Origin of the sequence: Microcoleus sp. PH2017_24_DOB_U_A, from assembly GCF_020738205.1 — a bacterium.
In the GTDB taxonomy this organism is placed as follows: Bacteria; Cyanobacteriota; Cyanobacteriia; order Cyanobacteriales; family Microcoleaceae; genus Microcoleus.
In genome coordinates, this window is record NZ_JAEQCT010000064.1 from 21371 (window position 1) to 44053 (window position 22683).

General features: G+C 45.8%; 21 protein-coding genes. 10 read left to right on the plus strand and 11 right to left on the minus strand.

What is annotated here, in order from left to right; all coding sequences use genetic code 11:
- Positions 1 to 352: 352 nt before the first annotated feature.
- The gene (locus tag JGK07_RS18750; RefSeq protein WP_293186337.1) at positions 353 to 1372 is read right to left on the minus strand and encodes a hypothetical protein; all 1020 of its coding nucleotides are present in this window, start codon (positions 1370 to 1372) and stop codon (positions 353 to 355) included.
- Between the two features lie 510 nt (positions 1373 to 1882).
- Positions 1883 to 2065, minus strand: coding sequence for a hypothetical protein (locus JGK07_RS18755; protein ID WP_293190355.1), 183 nt, complete (start codon positions 2063 to 2065; stop codon positions 1883 to 1885).
- A gap of 188 nt (positions 2066 to 2253) precedes the next feature.
- Here JGK07_RS18755 and JGK07_RS18760 point away from each other — a divergent pair, with 188 nt between their 5' ends.
- Both JGK07_RS18760 and JGK07_RS18765 read left to right on the plus strand, forming a co-directional pair.
- The gene (locus tag JGK07_RS18760) at positions 2254 to 4623 is read left to right on the plus strand and encodes a ribonuclease R family protein (protein WP_293186356.1); all 2370 of its coding nucleotides are present in this window, start codon (positions 2254 to 2256) and stop codon (positions 4621 to 4623) included.
- Positions 4624 to 4956: 333 nt separating this feature from the next.
- Complete coding sequence (locus JGK07_RS18765) at positions 4957 to 5574, plus strand: flavin prenyltransferase UbiX (protein ID WP_293190357.1); 618 nt, start codon at positions 4957 to 4959, stop codon at positions 5572 to 5574.
- Here the strand turns inward: JGK07_RS18765 and JGK07_RS18770 are convergent, their stop codons facing one another.
- On the minus strand, positions 5575 to 5760 hold the full coding sequence (locus JGK07_RS18770; RefSeq protein WP_293190359.1) for a restriction endonuclease: 186 nt from the start codon (positions 5758 to 5760) through the stop codon (positions 5575 to 5577).
- Between the two features lie 186 nt (positions 5761 to 5946).
- Here JGK07_RS18770 and JGK07_RS18775 point away from each other — a divergent pair, with 186 nt between their 5' ends.
- Together JGK07_RS18775 and JGK07_RS18780 are read left to right on the plus strand one after the other, a co-directional pair.
- On the plus strand, positions 5947 to 6822 hold the full coding sequence (locus JGK07_RS18775; protein ID WP_293186343.1) for a LapA family protein: 876 nt from the start codon (positions 5947 to 5949) through the stop codon (positions 6820 to 6822).
- Between the two features lie 22 nt (positions 6823 to 6844).
- Positions 6845 to 7438: a shikimate kinase gene (locus JGK07_RS18780; RefSeq protein ID WP_293242642.1), complete on the plus strand. Its 594-nt coding sequence runs from the start codon at positions 6845 to 6847 to the stop codon at positions 7436 to 7438.
- Positions 7439 to 8317: 879 nt separating this feature from the next.
- Here JGK07_RS18780 and JGK07_RS18785 read toward each other — a convergent pair.
- Together JGK07_RS18785 and JGK07_RS18790 are read right to left on the minus strand one after the other, a co-directional pair.
- Positions 8318 to 8761, minus strand: coding sequence for a hypothetical protein (locus JGK07_RS18785; protein WP_293186347.1), 444 nt, complete (start codon positions 8759 to 8761; stop codon positions 8318 to 8320).
- Positions 8762 to 8962: 201 nt separating this feature from the next.
- Positions 8963 to 9367: an NIL domain-containing protein gene (locus JGK07_RS18790; RefSeq protein WP_293149705.1), complete on the minus strand. Its 405-nt coding sequence runs from the start codon at positions 9365 to 9367 to the stop codon at positions 8963 to 8965.
- 177 nt (positions 9368 to 9544) lie between these two features.
- Here JGK07_RS18790 and JGK07_RS18795 point away from each other — a divergent pair, with 177 nt between their 5' ends.
- From JGK07_RS18795 to JGK07_RS18815, 5 genes are all read left to right on the plus strand, one after another.
- Positions 9545 to 10141 carry a thioredoxin family protein gene (locus tag JGK07_RS18795; RefSeq protein WP_293211387.1) on the plus strand — a complete coding sequence of 199 codons (597 nt, stop codon included), beginning with the start codon at positions 9545 to 9547 and terminating at the stop codon, positions 10139 to 10141.
- A 547-nt stretch (positions 10142 to 10688) separates the two neighbouring features.
- On the plus strand, positions 10689 to 13910 hold the full coding sequence (locus tag JGK07_RS18800; RefSeq protein WP_293190361.1) for an efflux RND transporter permease subunit: 3222 nt from the start codon (positions 10689 to 10691) through the stop codon (positions 13908 to 13910).
- A gap of 267 nt (positions 13911 to 14177) precedes the next feature.
- Positions 14178 to 14783: a Uma2 family endonuclease gene (locus JGK07_RS18805; RefSeq protein WP_293205854.1), complete on the plus strand. Its 606-nt coding sequence runs from the start codon at positions 14178 to 14180 to the stop codon at positions 14781 to 14783.
- Between the two features lie 18 nt (positions 14784 to 14801).
- On the plus strand, positions 14802 to 15905 hold the full coding sequence (locus JGK07_RS18810; RefSeq protein WP_293224159.1) for a hypothetical protein: 1104 nt from the start codon (positions 14802 to 14804) through the stop codon (positions 15903 to 15905).
- A 529-nt stretch (positions 15906 to 16434) separates the two neighbouring features.
- Complete coding sequence (locus JGK07_RS18815) at positions 16435 to 17607, plus strand: TRC40/GET3/ArsA family transport-energizing ATPase (RefSeq protein ID WP_293186475.1); 1173 nt, start codon at positions 16435 to 16437, stop codon at positions 17605 to 17607.
- Positions 17608 to 17650: 43 nt separating this feature from the next.
- On the opposite strand, the gene JGK07_RS18820 is transcribed toward JGK07_RS18815, so the two are convergent.
- From JGK07_RS18820 to JGK07_RS18845, 6 genes are all read right to left on the minus strand, one after another.
- Positions 17651 to 17965, minus strand: a complete 315-nt coding sequence (locus JGK07_RS18820; protein ID WP_293211389.1) for a GNAT family N-acetyltransferase — start codon at positions 17963 to 17965, stop codon at positions 17651 to 17653.
- A 225-nt stretch (positions 17966 to 18190) separates the two neighbouring features.
- Entirely contained in the window at positions 18191 to 19147 is a 957-nt protein-coding gene (locus tag JGK07_RS18825; protein WP_293186478.1) for a hypothetical protein, read from the minus strand.
- A gap of 600 nt (positions 19148 to 19747) precedes the next feature.
- Positions 19748 to 20179 (minus strand): DMT family transporter, encoded by a 432-nt coding sequence (locus tag JGK07_RS18830; protein WP_293186480.1) that lies wholly within the window; start codon positions 20177 to 20179, stop codon positions 19748 to 19750.
- A gap of 182 nt (positions 20180 to 20361) precedes the next feature.
- On the minus strand, positions 20362 to 20802 hold the full coding sequence (locus JGK07_RS18835; protein WP_293186482.1) for a transglutaminase family protein: 441 nt from the start codon (positions 20800 to 20802) through the stop codon (positions 20362 to 20364).
- Between the two features lie 41 nt (positions 20803 to 20843).
- Positions 20844 to 21092, minus strand: coding sequence for a hypothetical protein (locus JGK07_RS18840; RefSeq protein WP_293190369.1), 249 nt, complete (start codon positions 21090 to 21092; stop codon positions 20844 to 20846).
- A gap of 34 nt (positions 21093 to 21126) precedes the next feature.
- Complete coding sequence (locus JGK07_RS18845; protein ID WP_293190371.1) at positions 21127 to 21423, minus strand: BrnT family toxin; 297 nt, start codon at positions 21421 to 21423, stop codon at positions 21127 to 21129.
- Between the two features lie 226 nt (positions 21424 to 21649).
- Between JGK07_RS18845 and JGK07_RS18850 the strand changes: the two genes are divergently transcribed.
- Positions 21650 to 22396 (plus strand): calcium-binding protein, encoded by a 747-nt coding sequence (locus tag JGK07_RS18850; protein ID WP_293186488.1) that lies wholly within the window; start codon positions 21650 to 21652, stop codon positions 22394 to 22396.
- Positions 22397 to 22683: the final 287 nt, after the last annotated feature.

Consider the following 22683-nt stretch of genomic DNA (forward strand, 5'->3'; position numbering starts at 1 on the left):
ACCCGGTTTCTTTGGCCGGAAGCATCTCAGCTTTGCAAAAAGCATTTTTTTTTATAGTGCTGTCCCCGCTCGCGTATTCTACAACTCGCGAGCGGGGACAGCACTATAAATGCCAAACTGAGATGCCCCCCCTTTGGCCTTAATTCGTCCAGAACTGGTAAATTAAAAATTAAAAATGGAGAATATTTCCCTGTTTTTAATTTTTATTTTTTATGAACCGCTCAATTACTGTTAATAAAAACAGTTTATAGTGATTCACTAAAGTCCGCAATAAAGAAGGACTGAAGTCCTCACTACAAACCTGCAAGAAAGAAGGACTAAAGTCCTCACTACAAACCTATTTTCCTGATTGTTAAGGTAAAGATTCGAGATATTGCAGGAAGTCGAACAATTCTTCTCTATTTAAGAAATGTCGTGCTTCTTTGCCGTAACCTTGTTTGAGATAATCTTTTCCTTGGTTGGCTGTCCATCCCAATCTCTTGATTTCTTCGGTGGTTCTGCTGTAGATTTCTAGATATTCTAGGAAATCTGCCAACTGTTCGCTAGCAAGTTCTCTCTGCGATGACTTGCCATAATTTTGTTCGAGACAGTCGGTTTCCTGTTTTTTTGTCCATCGCAGCCGTTTGAGAATTGCGTCTATTTGGGCGATCGTATCAGAATCATCTTCGATCGCATCGCTGGGAATTCCTACCGCGATCGGTTGCAATTCCCGGACTTCGGCCGCACCTTGCGACAGTTCGCTTTGGCTAGTATTTGGCACTTCCAATTCTGGAAGCGGTTCGCCGTAGCTGGAAGACAGCCAAGCGTCCGAGTCTAACTGCTTCGGTACAAATCCCACCGCCGGAGGTAAATCGACTGTTGGCGGCAAAGGTTCCGCTACAGGTGCGATCGTCGGCTCTGCATTTAATTTGGTTTCCCTATTGACAAAATTGCTTTGATGTGGTATGTCAATTTTGTCTGGAACAGGCATTTCTAAAACCGGAAGCGGAGCAAGGGCTGGCCCAACGGGAACGGGAACGGGAACAACAGGAGGGGGGGCTACGGGAACGGGAACAACCGGAGCCGGAGCCGGAACGGGAACAACAGCAACCGGAGCCGGAACGGGAACAGCAGCAACCGAAGCCGGAGCCGGAGCCGGAACGGGAACAGCAGCAACCGGAGCCGGAGCAGCAGCAAATGCGAGGACAGCAATCGCTCGCGATCGGGCGCGGTCTTCAGCATCCTCAACAGACTCAGCAGCGGACATACCAGTAGCGAGAGTTTTGCCGTCAACCTGAACCAGACAGCGAACCACAAACTTACCGTGATGAATAGTCAGCAACTCACAGATCAACTGTCCAGCGGGATAAAGGGCGCGAAATTCAGCAAACATAATTTTTTGACCCCGAAACCAGAAGGGGCTGATGACTTAAGTTTAGTACAACCCAGAGAAAACATTTTTCTGAAAGCACATATTCAACATACAATAAATGTAAGGTGAATCATCCGCGCAACCTTTCACGCGACTAAACCCTATCCCACATCCGGCGGTTTAAGCTAACAAGCACCGGGCGTCATTTCTACCTATAGGAGATGACACAGCAACTAGGCAAAAGTAGTAAAAGTCTCCGGTTTTGTGTACCTTGCACTTTCTACAGCACAGATTGCTCCCTACCCTGAATTGCACCTCCGTCCGCAAGGGCAGAACGCTTGCAAAAACAGGGGTATCGCAGCGGCGAGCTACTAGCAATTTTGCCTTGAGACGGTAAAATCTTTGGCTTTAGCACAAGGCAAGAGGCACTTCAAAAAGCAGAAGAAAGCAGGAAAAAGGCAGAAGGAAAAAGGCAGGAGGCCCAAATGCAAATTTTCTCCCTCTGCATCTCTCCATCTCCCGATCCAGGACTCAACCCGTCGCTTTCAGCATCGAGTCATCTTTTAAGAACCGACAGGGGCTTTCTACTTCGCGAAGAGCTCGGCGCTGCAAGCCAAAAGCAAAGGAACCAACGCTAAAAAATTGTATTGGGGAATAGGGTATGGGGTATTTGTCTGCACCATCATCTGTCATTTGCTGACAGACAGCAGACAATTAGCGACTGCTGGTGTGGGGAAATAATCTGAAAAAATCCCCGCGCACGGGTAGCACCGACTGTGCTGGTATCTCCACCTACTAACCCGCGCATTTGTTGGGAAGCAGGCACAGCGAGGGCAAAAGAGGGTGCGGCTGATTTCGCCAAAATTAGACTAATTGCTGGAAACAAGAGGATCGATCGCTACATGGAATTTTCTATCGCTGCACTGCTGGCAAATTTTACAGAAGACAAATTAGTGGCTCCCAAAGCACTAGAAAAAAAACTCGACTGCAATGATGAAACCAGTCAACTCAAACTTCAAATCGCATTAGAAGCTCTAGAGAAAATTGGCATATTAGTCAAAGACAAAGGCCGCTATCGTCGAGTAGCTGAAGATGACGTGGTAGAAGCAAAACTGCGCTGTTCGAGCAAAGGATTTTGCTTTGCAATTCAAGATGCTGAAGGTTCAGAAGACGTTTATGTGCGGGAAAGTCACCTCTCGACTGCTTGGAATGGCGATCGAGTTTTAGTGAAAATTATCAAAGAAGGTAGCCGCCGCCGATCGCCCGAAGGCGAAGTTATGCTGATCCTCGAACGCGCTAACCCCTCGGTACTGGCGCGAGTCAAGCAAACCGCCACCCCCACCGGCCGCGTCAGCTACAGAGCAATTCCCCTGGACGATCGCCTGTTGTTTGAACTAGACTTGCTCGCCAACGGTACAAATCTCCAAGAGGCGATCGACCATTTAGTACACGTCGAAGTCAAACGCTATCCCCTGGGAACCCACCGCCCAGTCGGGAAAGTAGTACAGGTACTCGGTTCCGACGCCGAAGCCGCCGACGACCTCGACATCGTATGCTGCAAGCACGACTTGCCGCGCTCCTTCCCCGCAGCCGTCATCAAAGCAGCCGAAAATTTGCCCAGCAAAGTCAAAAAAACCGACATCAAAAAACGGCTAGATTTGCGGAACATCTTGACTGTTACCTTCAGCAGAAATGAACCGATAGAAACCAACGGCGAAAATGATGCCCCGAAAACTCAGCAGGAAAGTTTCTCAGACGACGCAACCGAAAACGAGTTTGACCCCACCTCATTCCTCTCAGATCCGCCAATAGAACACGCATTGTCGATCGAAAGTCTGAAGTCCGGCGGCTGGCAAGTTGGAATCCACGTCACCGACGCCGCCGAGTACGTACAGCCCGAAACTCCCCTAGATCGCGAAGCCCGCAAACGAGGCACAGCAGCCCATTTGGGAGAAAAAATCATCGCCGTAGTGCCAGAACTCCTCAACGAGCGCTGCTCCCTGCTGCTAGACACCGAACGGCTGGCATTCAGCATCATGCTCACCCTAGACGAATCAGGAGAACTCCTAGAATACGAAATTCAAACCAGCGTCATTCACATTGACTACCAGCTAACCTACGAGCAAGCTCAAGCAATTATCGAACCAGGCTCCGATGCCGAAGATCCCGCTTTATCCTCCGCCCTCCGTCCTTTCCTCGCTCAAATCTCCGCAGCCTCAAAGGCTGCCAGACAGGCGAGGCTCAAGCGGGGAGCTTTTGAACTAAATTTGCCAGATGCTAACTCTCACTTCGACGACGAAGGCGAATTAGGAGCTTTTGCAACGGCTCCCGCCGCCCAGTCGGCTGTCTCGGAGTTGGTCGTACTTGCCAACGAAGCTGTCGCCACTCACCTGCAAGCCTTGGGAGTGCCAGCAATCTACCGCGTCCAACCGATGCCAGATCCAGCAGACATTCAAGAGTTCATCAAACTCTCCAACAACCTCGGAGGCGAACTGTATCTCGAAAACGAGGAAGAAGTTCTGCCCTTTGACTTCCAGCGATTTACCCAACAGTTTGCCGGCCTCAAGTCCGAAAGAGTTCTCACCTACCTGCTCGAAGACACGATGAAGCCCGCTGTTTACAGCACAACTCCCAAGCCGCACTTCGGTTTGGCCCTGTCAGATGGCTACACGCGCTGCACTTCGCCGCTTTCCCGCTACGCCGATTTGCTGGTGCTGCGGGTGTTGCACGCTGTGTTAGAGCAAGGCCGCAGCAGCCGCACAACTCGTGCGAAAGAAAAAGTCAACCTGCACCATTCCTCCTGTCACGGTCAAATTACTTGGAATGTCCTGCCGCCAGACTTGCACCACGAGTTTGAGACAGAGTTTGCAGCGGCGGTGGTACACCTGACGGAACGCGAAAGGGTTGCTGAGGATGCCGAAAGCGATTTGCAGGGATTGAAGAAAACTGGATTGATGAAAGAGCGCACCGGTCAAACTTTCCAGGGTTTGATTACAGGGGTGCAGTCTTACGGTTTCTTTGTGGAAATTGAGGTGCGGCCGCCGGAAAGTGAACTTTTGCGAGTTGAAGGGTTGGTGCACGTTTCTTCGCTGAAGGATGATTGGTATGAATATCGATCGCGCCAGCAAACTCTAGTTGGTCGCAAAAACCGCAATCAGTACCGTTTGGGCGATCGGGTAGAAGTTCAAGTCAAAAGCGTTGACTACTACCGCCAACAAATTGACTTAGTTGCAGTTGGTGGTGGCAGCCAAGCTTTTGATGATGAGGAATAGTCAGGTGACAGTTGACAGTTGACAGTTGACAGTTGACAGTTGACAGTTGATTTTCCTCAATACTTAGTTGTCATTGTCTAGCAACTAAGTATTGATAAATTGGGAGCAAACTATAGTCATAAATCATCCAAAAATAATTAACAACAGTCAACAGTCAACGGGAGCATCTCAGTTTTGATTTTATAGTGCTGTCCCCGCTCGCGATCTATCCAACTCGCGAGCTCTTAAGCTCGCACTGTGAAGAAATTGCTTTTTTGCAAAAGGTGAGATGCTCCCACAGTCAACTAATAACTAACAAATAACAACTAACAAATAACAACTAACAAATAACAAATGACAAATAACTACCCGCTGATTGTAGGAGTGACTGGAGCATCGGGACTGATTTACGCCGTGCGGACTTTAAAATATCTGTTGGAAGCCGATCGCGCCGTCGAACTGGTAGCATCAAAATCTACCTACATAGTTTGGCAAAGCGAACAGAACATCCGAATGCCCGCAGAACCGACTTTGCAAGAAGAATTCTGGCGAGAACAAGCAGGAGTACCCAATTCTGGCAAACTCCGGTGTCATCCCTGGCAAGATGTTGGTGCTAATATTGCTAGCGGATCGTTTCGCACCGAAGGGATGATGATTATTCCCTGTAGCATGAGTACACTAGGCAAGTTGGCGGCTGGCTTGAGCTCGGATTTACTCGAAAGAGCGGCCGACGTTCAGCTCAAGGAAGGGCGAAAATTGGTACTTGTACCTAGAGAAACCCCTTTTAGTTTGATTCACCTGCGGAATTTAACTACGTTGGCGGAAGCTGGAGCTAGAATAGTGCCAGCGATTCCTGCTTGGTATCACAATCCGCAAACTATTGAAGATTTGGTAGACTTTGTTGTGGCTCGGGCTTTAGATCAGTTGGGGGTTGATTGCGTTCCTCTCAAACGCTGGAAGGAAGAAGAGTAGTCAGTTGGCAGTTGGCAGTTGGCAGTTGGCAGTTGATAGTTGATAGTTGGCAGTTGGCAGTTGGCAGTTGGCAGTTGGCAGTTGATAGTTGATAGTTGGCAGTTGGCAGTTGGCAGTTGGCAGTTGATAGTTGATAGTTGATAGTTGACAATAATCAATAATCAATAACCAATAACCATTACCCATTACCAATTACCAATTACCAATTACCAATTACCCATTACCAATTACCAATTACCCATTACCAATTACCCATTACCAATTACCCATTACCAATTACCAATTACCCATTACCAATTACCAATTACCCATTACCAATTACCCATTACCAATTACCCATTACCAATTACCCATTACCAATTAAAATTTGATATGCGTCCTGTATTATTGCTCGTGATTGTGGTAGGGCTAACTATTTTTGCCTTACAAAATGTGGAGCCGGCATTATCGCTGGTATTTTTGGGAATTCGATCGCCCGCTTTACCCTTATCTATCTGGATTTTGCTCAGCATGGGGACGGGAGTTGTCACGTCTTTATTGATTTCTGCTTTGCTTTCCTTTTCAAATTACCTATCTCAAACACGAACTCCCAGCGGGCGCAACATTCGCAGCCGTGAGGCTGTCTCAGCAGACAGGAGAACAGCTTACGCGCCTCCTCCTCCTCCCAGAAAACAGGAGATTGACCCCGATTTTGAGACAGAAAATAGCCAAACTTCCGATCGAACTGAGTACGGGACACCGGCAGGCTACACTCCGCAGACTTTCCAACCAGAAACTCCAAACCCTGCTGTTGCCAAGAATTACAATCAACCGACAATTATTCAAGCCGCAGATGATGAAGATGATTGGGTTTCAGATGGCTCAAAATCGGTCTCTGGCGGCAGCGATGATGATTGGGGGGACGATCGCGATTTTGCCGATCGACCGCAGGTAAATGACGTTCCAGCAGCAAATCCGAGGGCTTACGAATCGAAGCAGGAACCAAAAAGCAAGTCTTGGGCTGGCTCAGTATACTCCTATGGCTATCGAGATCCCAGCAAGTCGGGGGTGGGACAAACAGAGTCTGTCTACGATGCAGAGTATCGAGTGCTGGTTCCCCCGCAAGATCCCATACCTCCAGGGGGTGGCGCCCAAGTACCCCAAAATCCTAGTGCAGACACAGAGGATGATTGGGGATTGGATGAGGATGATGTCTTTGATGAGGACGACTCACGTCCCAGCGACGGCCCGATTAACCTGAAAAAATAGCAAAATATTGGAGGATTTGGCGGTGGATTTGTTGAGGGGAGTTAATATCTATCTCGTCGGGATGATGGGTGTGGGCAAAACCACGGTGGGGCGGATTTTGGCAAGGGAATTAAAATACCGTTTTTTTGATACGGATGAACTAATTGTGCGAGTTGCTAATCAGTCAATTGCTGAGATTTTCGATCGCGAAGGCGAAGAGGCTTTTCGGGAATTAGAAACGAAAGTGCTCGGCGAATTGGCTGCTTATCAAAATTCGATCGTGGCTACGGGCGGCGGTATTGTTGCCCGATCGAAAAATTGGGGTAACATGCATTACGGTATCGTGGTGTGGCTGGATGTACCTGTAGACCAATTGTACGATCGACTGCGATCGGACAGCACTCGGCCCCTACTGCGGGAGGGAGACCTCAAATCTAAGCTACAAAGCCTTTTGAGCGAACGAGAGCGTTTCTACGCTCAAGCAGATGTCCGAGTTAGCATTTCAGGAGGCGAAAGGCCTGAAGAAGTTGCGCGTCGGGCGATCGAGGAAATCAAAAAAGTTCTAGAGGAAGGAAGAAGGAAGAAGGAAGAAGGAAGAGGGAAGTCGGAAGAAGAAAGCAACGGTTTCGACAATTAAAAACGTCCTAACCCTCTGGCTCGGTTGCTCGATCGGATCTAAAACAGAGTCTGATATCAATTGAGACAGTCATAAAGCGGGTTTCTGGGAAAATAGCCGATTTTTGATGACTTGTGAATTCCGTAAAAATACTGATTTCTGGGTGAGTGTGTCGGTTTTACCACCGAATATTTGGGAATCAACCGGGTTTGAATAAATGTGGCGCGTAAGTTTTATTAAGTGTGAGGATTAAGCGATGGAGCTTTTGTGCAAAAACTAATGGCAGACTCGTCTGATGCGTTAAAGTCGGCTATTGAGTTCTCTCTAAAAATAAAATGGCCCCACCGCTGAAGGGCTGTAGGGCGCAAGGACAGTTAAACGCTAACCTCATTGTCGGAAAAATTAGCATTGATGTTATCCTCCTGTGTGACGATTTTGCGATCGTCCATTCACTCATCAATGCTCTCGTATCAAAAAATGTAACCCAAGATCGATCGAATTCAACCTGTCCTATTCTAAAAACAATACCTCATGCATTCTGACGAGCAGCTCCCTAAAGCTGCTTTTTTATTGGGATTTAGTTTTTGGCTGCCGGATTTACGGATCTTGGGAATAAGATTTTGAACAACAGTCGCTACAGATTGATATTGCCATAGTGGTTTTCAGTTGCACTCCAGGTTCATTAATTGGTAATGGGGAATTGGGAATTGGTAATTGGTAATTGGGAAGCTCTACCTCATGAAATTTGAAAACTGCTAGAATTAAGGCCCGAAGACCTTAGTCGGGGGCGGTGGGTATTGAAAAAAACGATATGTATTTATTGATGAGCGATCGCATAATTTTGCGCTAAATACCCATTGCCAGTTGTAGAATTTGGTTGGGTGAATTGCCCGTTCCGCATTACGGTAATACTAGCCTGCCTGTTCTTGACAAAAACTCGATCGCTCCGCCCACCCCCAAACCAGTTAAAGAAATAGTAGCTAATATCGCAAAAGTCCGCCATCTTTGGTGCCCAAACATTTGAATATCTAGTCTTGCCAAAGCTCCGGCTGAAGTCAAGACTAAAACCGTCACAAAAAGGTGCATCCAGGTAACAACTATAACTGCCAAAAAAGCTCCTACAATAATCGAAATAAAAGCCCCACTATCACTCGAAAACCAGCGCATGAGCCATCTTTTTATCTCCTTCAGCGGGAATGACAACGCGATAGCTAACACTAAAACAGCAGCCACGGCGAAAAACCAAGTCAGGTGCGGGGGAATATCAAATTCAGATAATTTCCAGCCAAAAATGAAATAAGTAACAAAAAGTAGAGTTAAGGAAAACCAAGAATTTAGTTTCATTCGATATACAAATTAGGGGAACCAAGCAACATAAAGATGACCCCGCCCAAAAACGGTTATTTGCTTGCCGGCACTCATAATGGTCGATTCCAAAATTTTAGACTCATGCTTAAACTTCCAGATTCACGGCGCTACGAGTAAATCTAAAATTATTCAATCTAAAATCTAAAATCGGCTGACCCGATAAATTTGTGTGCGGGCTTAGAGGTTAGTAGAAATAGCTTGCACCGGACAAGTAGGGATGCACTGCTCGCAGACGATACAGCGCGATCGAGCAAACGTTAGTTTAAAGCTTTCTGGGTCAAGGGTCAAGGCTTCTGTCGGGCAAACCCCCGTGCACAAGCCGCAGTGAACGCAGGTATCTTCGTCGATGAGTATTTCCCTGCTGGCTAGGGAAACGCCGATATTTTGCGATCGCATCCAGTCGATCGCCGCTTCTAGTTGGTCAATGTCCCCTGATAACTCTAGCACCAGTTTGCCCACTTGATTCGGAGCCACCTGAGCGCGGATAATGTTGGCTGCAACATTAAAATCCTTGGCCAGTCGATAGGTGACAGGCATTTGGATCGATCGTTGTGGAAACGTCAGCGTTACCCGTTTTTTCACTGTTACCTCGGTAATTTACAAACACAATCTTTCTTATCTTATTGTTTTAGCGCACTTGCTCTAATTACTGGCCTCAGCCAATTTTTTGATGAGATTGGTCTGATTATCTCAAAATGTGGTATAATTTAAAGTGTTTATTAAAAATAAAAACATAGAAATAAGATCCCAATTTATTTTATGAGTCTTAATTCGCCCAACTCAACTCCTGCACCCGCAGATTCCGAAATAAATGCCGCCGCGCGCGTCAGAAACTTATTGATCGTATTAGCAGCGATCGCCCTTTCAGTATCCCTCTTCTTAGGAGTGCGAACTCAAACGCCATCAAGCAGTCTCACCGAAATGGCAAAAGCCTCCGCACCGATAGCAACAGCCTTAACAAACGGCAAGCCAACACTCATGGAATTTTACGCTGATTGGTGCGGTAGCTGTCAAGCAATGGCTAAGGACTTAAGCGCCATCAAACAGAAATATGCCGAACCAATGAATTTTGTCATGCTGAATGTAGACAATGACAAATGGCTGCCAGAAATCAGCAAATATCGAGTAGATGGCATTCCACACTTTGTCTATTTGAATAATAAAGGCAGCAGCGTTGCTGAAACGATCGGCGAAACACCGCGCAGTATTATGGAAGATAATTTAGAGGCTTTAATTGCAGGAAAACCAATACCGCACTCGCAATCTTCCGGTCAAGTTTCTGATTTTACTCCCGCCACAGGCCCTGTAAAAACAAGCAGTTCAGACCCGCGCGCCCACGGAAGTCAAGTACAGTAAATTAAGGAAGAAGGAAGAGGGAACAGGCATCTTGCCTGTTGCTATTTGTGGGAGCATCTCAGTTTTGCATTTACAGTGCTGTCCCCGCACAGCAAAGCTTGTACAAGCTTTGCTGTGCGGGGACAGCACTACGATAAAAAATGCTTCTTGCAAAACTGAGATGCTCCCCTATTTGTGATAATGCAAGATGCTTGTTCCACAATCAATAAACATTCTTGTGGAACAGGCATCTTGCCTGTTCCTATTTGCGATAACTTACAGAAATTCAACAGCCGATCGCAACTTATGTCAATTTCGGTTGAGGGCGACTACCTCTAAAGGAATATTCAAAAAAACTTTATTTACATTTTATTGAATTTTATTATAATTGCAAAAAGTGGAGTGTAAATAGTCGATCGCTCCCAATCAACAATAAAATGCGATCGAAAAGAAGTTGGTCGCAATCCCCCGATTCATGCCTTCGCAGGCTGAGTGAGACCCTAAACTTTTCAATCTAAAATCGAATAATCCCCAATAGTCTAATCTAAAATCTCTAATCTAAAATCGCATGACAGCCGACAAACCCGGATTCAGCATTAGCAGCATCTCAATCCGCCGCCACATCGGCACTATAATGCTGACATTGGCGATCGTCGTAGTGGGCATTTTCTACATCACCCAACTGCCCGTTGACTTGCTACCCTCCATCACCTATCCCCGCATCAGCGTGCGCCTAGACGCACCGGGAGTCTCCCCAGAAGTCGCAGTTGACGAAATTACCCGCCCCCTCGAACAAGGACTTTCCGCCACAGAAGGAGTCACGCAAGTGTTTTCCCGCACCCGCGAAGGACAAGTCAGCGTCGATTTATTCTTCAAACCCGGCGGAGATATCAACCAAGCCCTCAACGACGCCACAGCCTCCGTCAACCGCATTCGCAACCGACTTCCCGATACCGTTGCATCCCCCACTCTATTTAAATTTGACCCTTCCCAACAGCCGGTTTACGAATTTGCGCTGACTTCAGACTCGCGCCAAGGCGTAGATTTGCGAGTATTCGCCGATGACGAATTAGCCAGGGAAATTAATGTAATTCCCGGAGTAGCTTCCGTTGACGTTTCCGGCGGCGTTCAAGAAGAAATTCAAGTTAATATTGACCTGAACCGGCTGCAAAGTTTAGGAGTTAATCTTAACGATGTTTTTAGTGCTTTGCGCGATCGCAATTTAGACACTTCCGGCGGCCGACTGCGCCAAGAATCCAACGAACCGCTGACTCGCACAATCGGTCGATTTAAAACAGCCGCCGAAATCAACAACCTTTCCTTTCAAATATCCGGTTCCAACCCGCCAAAACGAGTTTACCTGCGCGATTTTGCCAAAGTCAACGACGGCACAGAAGAACAGCGAGTCAAAGTTTTTCTCAATCAAAAACCCGCCGTTAAAATCAGCATTTTGAAACAGCCGGACGCCAACACAATTACTGTTGTAGACGGCGTAAAAAATCGCCTCAAAGAAATGCAGAAAGCGGGCTTGATTTCGGCAGATATGAAAGTAGTTACTACCTTAGACGAATCCCGCTTTATCCGCAATTCCTTAGCCGATGTAGCGAATGCGGGAATTTCCGGGGCCGTCTTGGCTGCGATCGCCGTTTTGTTCTTTTTAGGTTCCCTCAGACAAACGCTGATTATCTCTCTGACTATTCCCCTGTGTACTTTAGCTGCGATTATTTTAATGCGGCTGTTCGGCTTGTCGCTGAACTTGTTTAGTTTGGGCGGTTTAGCCTTGGGAATCGGTCAGGCAATTGACACCAGCGTAGTTATTTTAGAAAATATTGTAGTCGGTTTAAACAGCAACCCCGACCTCAAAAAAGGCAAAATCAAAAATCGCAAAGAACTCACAATAGAAGAGTCGGTAATGCGAAGTCAAGAAGTAGAATCAGCAATGGTTGCTTCCACGGCGGCGAACTTAGTATCGGTGCTGCCATTTTTGCTGATTGGCGGCTTCTTTTCCCTGCTATTTAGCGAATTAATTTTGACAATTTGCTTTGCAGTAGCAGCATCTTTGCTAGTAGCTGTAACTGTAGTACCGATGCTGACTTCTCGCTTGATGGGAATGTCTTATTCTAGCGGCGTCAGTCAATTCGGGCCGATAAAACATTTCAACCGCGGCTTTGAAAACGGCACGCGGGCTTACGGTGCGGTGCTGTCAAAAGTGCTGGGTTTGCGCTTAATTATCATTCCACTGGCTTTTATAATTTTAGGCTGCGGAACTTGGGTGATGGCAAGTCAAATTCCCCAGGAAATATTGCCAAGAATCAATACCAGCCAAGCCCGATTATTTGCTTTGTTTCCTCCCGGTACTAACTTGGAAACCAATCAAAAAGTAGTTGCAGCCGCCGATAAACTGCTGCTCGCACAGCCAGAAACCGAGTATACTTTAACCACAGCCGGAGGGCTGCTGTTCGGCAACAATACGATCGAGAATTTGCTCCGGGGAAGCAGCACGATTACGCTGAAAAAAGGCACAAATACGATCGCCTTTACGGAAAGAATGACTGAGGAATTAAGGAAAATAGACGTTCCAAAAGGCACTCGCCTGCGCTTAGTCCCAGAGGGAATCAGGGGTTTAGTGTTAACGAATTCCCCAGTCAGGGGCGGCGAAATTGATGTCATACTTCAGGGCCCAACCGAAAAATCATTGCAAGAAGCAGGCCGTAAGATATTAAAAGAATTGGATGAAAAGGTAAAATTAGCGCGGTTTCGGCCGGATGGAGACGCGCCGCAGTCGGAAGTGCAAATCCGTCCTGACTGGGAAAGAGCTTCTTTGTACGGGCTCAGTGCCCGAGACATTGGGGAGACGGTTCAAACAGCAATTGAAGGTTCTGTTCCGACTCAAGTGCAGCGGGGAAACCGTTTGGTAGACGTGCGCGTGCAGTTCGATCGCACTTCTGTCAAATCGATCGCCCAACTCGGACAAATTCCCTTATCTGGCAATAATAGCATCGTCCGTTTGAGCGATGTGGCAAAAATTGCGATCGGCCAAGCGCCGGGAGAAATTCAGCGTCTCAACCAGCGGCAAGTTTTCTTAGTTGTGGGAAACTTAAATCGCGGTGCAAGTTTGGGCGATGCTGTCAAACAAGTCGATGCAGTTTTATCAGAAATAAAGCTGCCACCAGGAGTTACAATTGTGCCGAGTTCGGCTGCGGAAACCAACCAGCAATTGCAAACTTCTCTGAAACTTTTGGGCGGATTGGCGACTTTTTTAGTGTTTGTCGCGATGGCGGTACAGTACAATTCTCTAGTCGATCCGCTGGTGATTTTGCTGACAGTGCCGCTGGCGTTGGCTGGGGGTGTTTTCGGGCTGTACGTGACCAAAACTGCGATCGGGGCGACGGTGATGATCGGGGCAATTTTGCTCGTAGGAATTATCGTGAATAACGGCATTATTATGGTAGAATTAGCCAACCAAATTCGGGAAGACGAAAAGGTCGATCGCGCGACAGCAATTGTCAGGGCGGCACCTCAACGTTTGCGTCCGATTTTGATGACAACTATTACCACAGTTTTGGGTTTATTCCCCCTCGCTTTGGGGATTGGAGAAGGTTCGGAGTTTCTGCAACCTTTGGGAGTTGTCGTATTTTCTGGTTTGTCGCTGGCGACGCTGCTGACGCTGTTTATTATTCCGTGTTTTTATATTTTGCTGCACGACTTCTTCGGGATGTTTGGGGCGAAGAAGAAACCGCAAGCGGTTGCTGTTCCCGTGCAGAAGGCGGGGGAGAAAACTACGAATTGATGATAATTTAGTGCCAGCAAATACGCGCTTTACCGCAGTCCGGCAGGGGTTTAAACCCCTGCCTCATAGACGGTCATGCAATCGAGCGAGTATAATAGACATCTCCAATAATTAATGTGGAACAGGCATCCTGCCTGTTCTTGATAAGGTTTTTTGGAGATGTCTAATAAACTTAGAATCGAGCGAGTATAATAAACTTAGCAGAACTCTACTCCCTACCCGCACGCAAAACTTTTAATTAAGCTACATCTCATTAAGAAAGAACCTATGACATACACCCCATCCAAACTACTTAGCTTTGAGGAGTTTATTGCCCTATATGGGGATAATACACGATATGAACTCATTGATGGAGAACTCAGAGACATGGAACCTACTGGTCCTCACGAAGCGGTTGCAGGTAGTATTGCTGGTAGAATTTACGTAGAAATTTTTCGCGATCGATTCAATTGGTTGGTTCCAAAAACTTGTTTAATAAAACCGCTATACGCTGAGGCCACAGCACTGCGTCCTGATGTAGTTGTTTTAGATAAAGCAGAACTTGGTAGTGAACCCCTTTGGCAAAAAGAACCAGTGATTTGTAAAGATAGTACAATTAAGCTTGTTGCCGAAGTGGTCAGCACTAATTGGCAAGATGATTATGCCAGAAAAGTGGAAGAATACGCTTTTTTGAAGATTGCAGAATATTGGATTGTGGACTTTCGAGGCTTGGGGGGTTTGCAATTTATCGGCTCTCCCAAGCAACCTACTTTCACAGTCTGCCAGTTGGTTAATGGAGTTTACCAGCAGCAACAATATCGCTTGGGAGAGCCGATTTCTTCTTATCTATTTCCCAATTTACAATTGCAACTTGACGACATTATGCCGACTTAAAATTCTCGAAATATCTTTATGCTGATTTTACCAAAAAATGAAAGACAAATTGACTGGTCGTTCTCATACATAACTCAACCCATTAATTCCGACTTGGCGACGCTCGTCAGCGGCGATCGCAAAAAAGTCACTTTACTCGATCGCAACTTTTCCCCAAAATACGAATACCAGCTTCCAGACGAAATTAGCTGCTTAGCCATTAGCGCCAAAGGCGACTTGCTAGCGGCAATTATGGCAAATGGCAATCATCTAGCAATTGTGACAGCAGAAAACGAGCTAGTTTTTGAAGAACAGCTACCTAATCCTTCTAGGGATAATGGATTTGAGGACTGCTGGTTTGATGTAGACGGCTTGCGTTTTTGGTGCATGAAAGTAATTGAAGGCGAGGAAGTAGAAATTCAAATTCGCGATACCAATTCATGGCAAATCCAGCGAAAAGTTTTGCTCGAAGATCCTTTTGGATCGAGTTGCTTCTCGTTTCACCCGCACCCAGAAAATCAAATTTTAGCTATTTCGGCTGCTGAGGGTCAGGGCGGACAGCAAATCTACTGGCTTTATGATGATGGTACGACAATCCACACCGTGGAATTTCCCTGTCACTATGACACAGCGCCTCCAGAATTTCATCCTGCGGGTGGCGAATTTGTGGTTGTACATGATTGTGGGCGACAAATCAGCCGATTCAGTTTTCCCGAGTGTAATCTACTTGGAATATGCCAATGGCCTCATGCAGATGACGGTTTTGGCTACTATATGTGCTACCTATCAGACGATCGCATTCTAGTTAATACTGATGAAGGGCTCATGTATCTAATCGATATTAACAAAATGGAAATATCAGATCAACTAATTTTAATCGGTCACGAACCGCGTTCATCTAGAGAACTTTTTCCTAATCTCAAGGATATTGAAGAAGGGCTTTGTGGCGACTTGCACTATTTCTATCGTTTTGATTCAGATAGCATTCTGTCCGTTCATTCACAAGTGTTGAGTCAAGAACCTCGCTCTAAACAAAAGACATTAGTTATCTTCGGCGGAAAAGAGATTTTTGGTTCGCTGGCGAAGGTACAACCATCCGCACCCTACAGTAAATTATTGATTCAATCTTTAGGAATCTCTTAAGAATTCTCAATTTTCAATAACAGGCTTTCCGGCCTTTTACACAAAGAAAGAATCAGCAACATTATCTGTAGGGTGCGTCGCGCACGAAAAATCCCTAAACTTAACCGACAATCTGATAGCGACGCACCGAACACATCGGGTGGGAACACAACCATCTATTTAAATATGCTCAATAAATTTTGTGTGGCACGACTCCCACAAATGGGACAAGGTGCGTCGCCATTAGATTGTCGATCTTTTCTTAGGGATTTTTCGCACGCGACGCACCCTACTAATACTCTGCTATTTGTTTTGAAAAATGCGATCGCAAACAATACTAATACAGCATTTGATGTTAAGCGCGATCGCCCTTCACAAGATTTATCATCGCCCCCTATCATATTTCAAGCCTTTAAGCGACACCCCAGCCGCCCCAGCCGACGCCCCACCAGTACCCCACAGACTGATATTTGGTAGCCTCAGTCTCATAAAGTTACATTCCGTTACAATAGAAAAAGTAAACAGAACTTGCAGGCGAGCTCAAAAATCAATGCGCTTAATCTTAATGACCGGAAAAGGCGGCGTCGGGAAAACCTCCGTAGCCGCTGCTACAGGGCTGCGATGCGCCGAATTGGGATACAAAACCCTAGTGCTGAGCACAGATCCCGCCCACTCCTTGGCCGACAGCTTCGACATGGAACTCGGACACGACGCCCGACTCGTAAAACCCAATTTGTGGGGAGCAGAATTGGATGCCCTCAGAGAATTAGAAGGCAACTGGGGAGCAGTAAAACGCTACATTAGTGAAGTTTTGAGAGCCCAGGGACTTGATGGCGTACAAGCTGAAGAACTAGCCATTTTGCCGGGAATGGACGAAATATTCGGTTTGGTGCGGATGAAACGGCATTACGACGAGGGAATATATGATGTTTTAATTATCGATTCTGCTCCCACCGGCACAGCATTGCGGCTCTTGAGTTTGCCAGAAGTTGGCGGCTGGTACATGAGAAAATTTTACAAGCCATTGCAAGGCATATCAGCCGCCCTCAGACCTTTAGTTGAACCAATTTTTAGACCAATTGCGGGCTTTTCTTTGCCGAACAAAGAGGTGATGGATGCACCTTATGAATTTTACGAGCAAATCGAAGCTCTGGAAAAGATTTTAACTGACAATACTGTAACTTCGGTCAGGTTAATTACTAATCCCGAAAAAATGGTAATTAAAGAGTCTTTGCGCGCCCACGCTTATTTGAGTTTGTACAATGTTGCCACAGATTTAATCGTAGCAAATCGGATTATTCCCGAAGAAGTAACCGATCCCTTTTTCAAGCGCTGGAAAGAAAACCAGCAGCAGTACAAGCAGGAAATTCACGAGAACTTCCGGCCGCTACCAGTGAAAGAAGTGCCGCTTTATTCCGAAGAAATGTGCGGTTTGCCAGCCTTGGAACGCTTGAAAGAAACGCTTTACAAAGACGAAGATCCCAGCAAAGTTTATTACACAGAAAATACGATTAGGATTGTGCAGGACAACAATCAATATGTTCTAGAACTGTATTTGCCGGGAATTGCTAAGGATCAGATTCAGTTGAGCAAAACTGGTGATGAGTTGAATGTTCGGATTGGGAATCACCGCCGCAATATGGTATTGCCGCAAGCTTTAGCTGCACTGCAACCTTCCGGGGCGAAGATGGAGGATGATTATTTGAAGATTAAGTTTGCTTAATTTAACAGGACTTACGCAGGCACAATATAAATAGTTTGCCTGCCTAAGCTCTGTTGAATAGTTCTCTACCGATTCCTTGCCCAGCAAATTCTCTGCGGACGAACAACAACGACAGATGATTCCCTCTCCGAAATGCAATAAAACCAACAACTATCCCATTCCATGTAGCGACTAGCTTTTTCTCGCTACTAAAGATTCTTGCTCTTAATTCTTCTAGGTCAGAAATCTTTTTCCATTCGGCAACGCTTTCTGGTGTTCCATCTGTGAGCTCCCATAGATCCGCAGAAGCCCACATACAAGCACTAATTTCTTGTTCGTCCCCAAGCTGCGGAGGTCGATAGGCAATTGAATTCATCATTGTGGTGCGATCGTTGAAATGGTGTACGCTGATGAAAGCGAAGTACCCAACCGCTGGTTGTTCGCGACCAAAGAGAGTTTCTGCGTGTATTAGTGTTAGTCTGCCGATCGCAACAGACGAGTAAAACCCTCTTGGTCAAAGTGTCTATCAGTGGTCAAGGCTTCCAGAATACCTCGATCGCGCATCAACACAAAAATTATACCCTTATACAGAGAATAAGTTCGATCATTTCGCTAGACCTTCCTGTTTGATTTCGTATCCCAATAGTCTAGAGAAGTAATCGAAAGTTTCTTGATGTCTGTCATACATATGTATGACCGAAGCCAATTTCCCATCTACAGTGAATACTCCATCAGGACAAACTTTAAAGCGATTCAAGGATTCGCCAGCAATTGTTAGTACAGGGCCTACGGCATTTTCATGAACTTCAAACGGAATATTATTAAACCCATCAGTATAGAAAAGATGATTAAAGACTGATTGCTCGATACCAATAAAGGGAGTTTTCAAAATTTCTGCACATAGAACTTCAAGGAAAGCATCGACTCCCTTGGAGCTTCCCATAATTGTGCCAATGCAAATAGCTGGTTTGCCTACCACCTTTTGCAAAGCCTTGGAACCGTAGCTATCGCCATACCACTTTGTATCCCAGTAATCGTCACCTCCATATTGGACATCCTGCTTAAAAAAGTGTAATTCTGAGGAATCTACCTCATCAAAAAAGGGTGACTGAAAAGCTACATCTTTTACATCTGACATAAAGACTTTCTTATACTGTGGATTCGTTTTTAGGAAGTCTCTGTAACTGAACCACCGGACAAAATGAGGATGATGCCATAGCTTCAATAGTTGAACGTACATTTCGTAAAATATAACTCTTAATGACGGTATATTTTGAGTTGATAGTGCTAGCCATTTTGTTGGGTAGAGTATACTTCTATTTAGAAGCTTCGAGAACTTATTTACACTAAAGGAATAGGTATTTGGAGTGTATGAAAATGTTACCGAATACTCTTTGGCTATTTGACAAAGCTGATTGTTAACATTATTCGTGCAGATTACTAAGTCGCATACTTGAGGAGCATAAACGCTACGAAGAGTTTTTGCAAATACCTCTAGTCTCTCTGGATTTAGATTAGTTGCAAATCCAAGGACAACATTCTCAATTTGGTAATCAGACATAGTTATAATCCTTCCTCAAAACAGATAAAACCTAACTATAGCAGCCCTAAATCAGTCGAAAAATTGATGGATGCCAGAACCTTTGGAGTGTAAGCGTTTTACTAGCGTATAATGCCAGCAAATCATTTAGGATTGGTATATCTAATATTACAGGCCGTTTAGGCTGATTGTCAAGTTTCTGGCTAAACACCCTATATGGGTTCAAAAGCCGAAAGTTTATGCCTAAAATCCCTATTTTATCTGATTAGACCGAAAGTTTCTGCCCAATCACCCAAATCGTGGTGTTATGTGGAAAATTTCGGGCATTATTATTTAGACCTGCACGCGATCGAGTGCGGGTCAAGCATTAGTCGTAGGGAGTGATTAGTCCGCTCGATCGCTAGCAAGCAACATCAAGTCAGCGCCGATCGCAATCTATTAGGTGATGGATTAATCGTCACACCCACGCTGAGGATCGCAAATTAAATAATTTACACAAGTTTGTGGGATGGGCGGGAGAGCCCGTTCTTTCTGGACGGGCTCTTCTGGCCCATCCCACAAGAATCATCAAATTATAAGTTATTTAATTCTCATTCCTTAGTGCGTCTAAATTAGGCATTCTCACTGTTTTTGAATCAGGATTACTCCAATCAGCAATAATGCAGTTCCTAAGATGCGAGACACGCTGAGAGAAATCTGGGTAACACCAAATGCGCCAGTAGAATCCAAGACAAGTGCCGCAATCATCTGTCCGGCAATCACCAATGAAAAAACCACCGCCACACCTAATTTCGGGATTGCGATCAATGATGCAACAAGATAGTATGCTGCAAAAACCCCACCGAACCAGGCCCATTGTGGAAGAGAATTGAATGCGGGAATGGAGCCCCGATTAGTCGCTCCGCTGGCCCACACTAAAGCGAGTGAAAGCAGAGTTACGAATACTGAGATCATTGTAGTGAGAACCGGAGAGCCGGTTGACGATCGCAAACGCGCATTCCAAGCCATGTGGTGGTAGTGTGTCAGCATCATTTTGCGATCGTCTGCGTTCATAAGACAGTGACTTTTGTAATGAGATGCCGTGTTGTGTTATATCACCACAAGCCATAACTCTTCGTGAACTCCAACGAAATGTCTGGGAGATTGCGAGGCATATCATCCCATGTATTCTGTCCTTGTAATGCTTCTATAACGACTTGAAGTGGCTTTGAGAATATGGCTGGAAAATCCGCCTCTTATGGAAACTGAATCTTAAACGCTAACTGTTCCTGAGGTGGAGTGAATTGAGCGTTGACTCCTTCTTTATTACCTCTGGCATCAACCCGATACCAGCCAACTTCAGGTAAATGGATAGCATTGAAACCGTGCAAGCAGTAAGGCGCACCTCGATCGTCAATACTCAACCGCTGGTAACAAAGACCGGCCGGAATGTCATTTGCTCTTAGTAACGCTGCTAACAAGTGACTTTTCGCATAACAATAACCTGTTTTGTGCTGAAGAACATCGGAAGCTCGACAGGTAACAGGACTCATTTGATAGTCATAACTGTGACGAATTTCATCTCGAACCCACTCAAAACACGCTTTGGCGATCGCCGTTGGTGTCTCATGTCCCGATGCGATTTGTTTAGCACATTCCATAATTTTGGGATGTTGCCAATCAATAAATTCACTCACTCACTTTTAAGTATTCTTCCATTTCCATGACTATTACTCTATTAACAGGACTCAGCACGAATGACTTCCTTTAATGCCTCATCAATCACTGCATCACTGACACCTCGACGCTTCAAACTTGCGACTAGGGCTGTCACTGTCTCGCTCTCAAATCGTTCTAAATCAACGCGCAAACCTTGACCAATATAAGCACGAATTAATGGCTGATAACCCGAAAAACCCAACAATGGTGCAACTTTCTTCAGGTCTTCCACAACATCTTCGGGCATACGGATAGTCACGCTAGTCATTGGACGGTTTCGGTCTAATCGTTGCTTTAATGCTTCAACCTTCATACTCTGCTCTCTCCTGACGAGTTGCTTTACGTGCTGAAATAATCCGAATGACATTCTCTTCACGCTCAATGTGAACCACATACAATAGATTCCACCGACTATCTAGCCCAATCACAGCATCACGCGCTTCGTCATTGCGGCTGGCATCAACGACAACTAGAAATGGGTCAAAGAAGGATTCAGCAGCTTGTTGAAAAGTAATCCCATCATGATTTAGGGGATTAATCCGCGCTTTTCCGTCATCCCATACAAAGGTAATGCCATTGAGCATGAAGTATACATTCATACTCCTTAGTATAGGTAAAATGTATTTACAATGTCAATACGTTATCATAGTACGGTCTGGTGCAGTGATTTCTTAGACCATATTTACTTTGCGGAGTTCTACGTTGCCTCCTTCAAAGACTTGAACCACGATCGGCATTGGCGATTCCTGGGATCGTACAGATGTCTTGGTTCGTCCACCGAATCGGTTAGGATGTATCCGTTCAACCTTAAACAATTGAGAAATAATGGCTCGGATCAACATTTCTGCTGACCCCAATGCACAGGGTACGGATAGTGATGATGTTATCACTGACACTGATAATGGTCGTCGCACCTTTGGCCTCGGTGGCAATGACTTCATCAATGGCTTTGGTGGCAATGATGAGCTGTTCGGGAATCTTGGCCGTGACACGCTACGGGGCGGGGCAGGTTCCGATACGATCTATGGTGGCCAAGATGGAGATGAGCTCTCCGGGGGATTGGATAACGACTTGATTTTCGGCAATCTTGGCACAGACGATCTGACTGGCGATCGAGGTGACGATCGAATGTTTGGCGGACGAGACAACGATCGGATCTCTGGAGGTGATGGAGACGATTTCTTGTCTGGTGATGGGGGGTTTGACATTTTGACAGGTGGCCCCGGACGAGACACCTTTGTGGTTCAAAATGAGCTAGCTACCAACTCTTTCGATCACTTATTTGACTTCGTTCTCGGTGAAGACAAGATTGCTCTTGGCGGTGGTTTATCGTTCAACGACCTACAAATCTCAACTATACCAAGAGAGGTTGCTAATAATCGGGCAAATAATGATTTACTTGACAGACAGTTTGCTCCGTGGTCAGGAGCAATCGCTATTAACAATGATCGCGATCTACTGATTACACTCAGATCAACGGGGCGGACGATCGCTCGTGTGAATAATCTACAAACAGGACAATCTCAAATTACACCAGCCAGCCTGACAGCAGAAAATTTCATCAGTATTTAGGACTTGGTTGCTCATCTACTTAGGAACTTATCCGCTGGGATAAACAACCCGGTTTCGTCAATATCTCTTGATTTGATGTAGGGTTTTGATCGGAAACCGGGTTGTTTGCGGCATATTCTTGAATCTCTGCACCGATGTCATATCAATTCCGGTTGCACCGATGTCATATCAATTCCGGTTACACCGGAATGATAAGAGGAGACGGCTTGGCCTTAGTCCCTACCGTGATTAATTGTAGGGACTAAGGCCAAGCCGTCTCCTCATTTCGACTAAAATCATACTCCGTT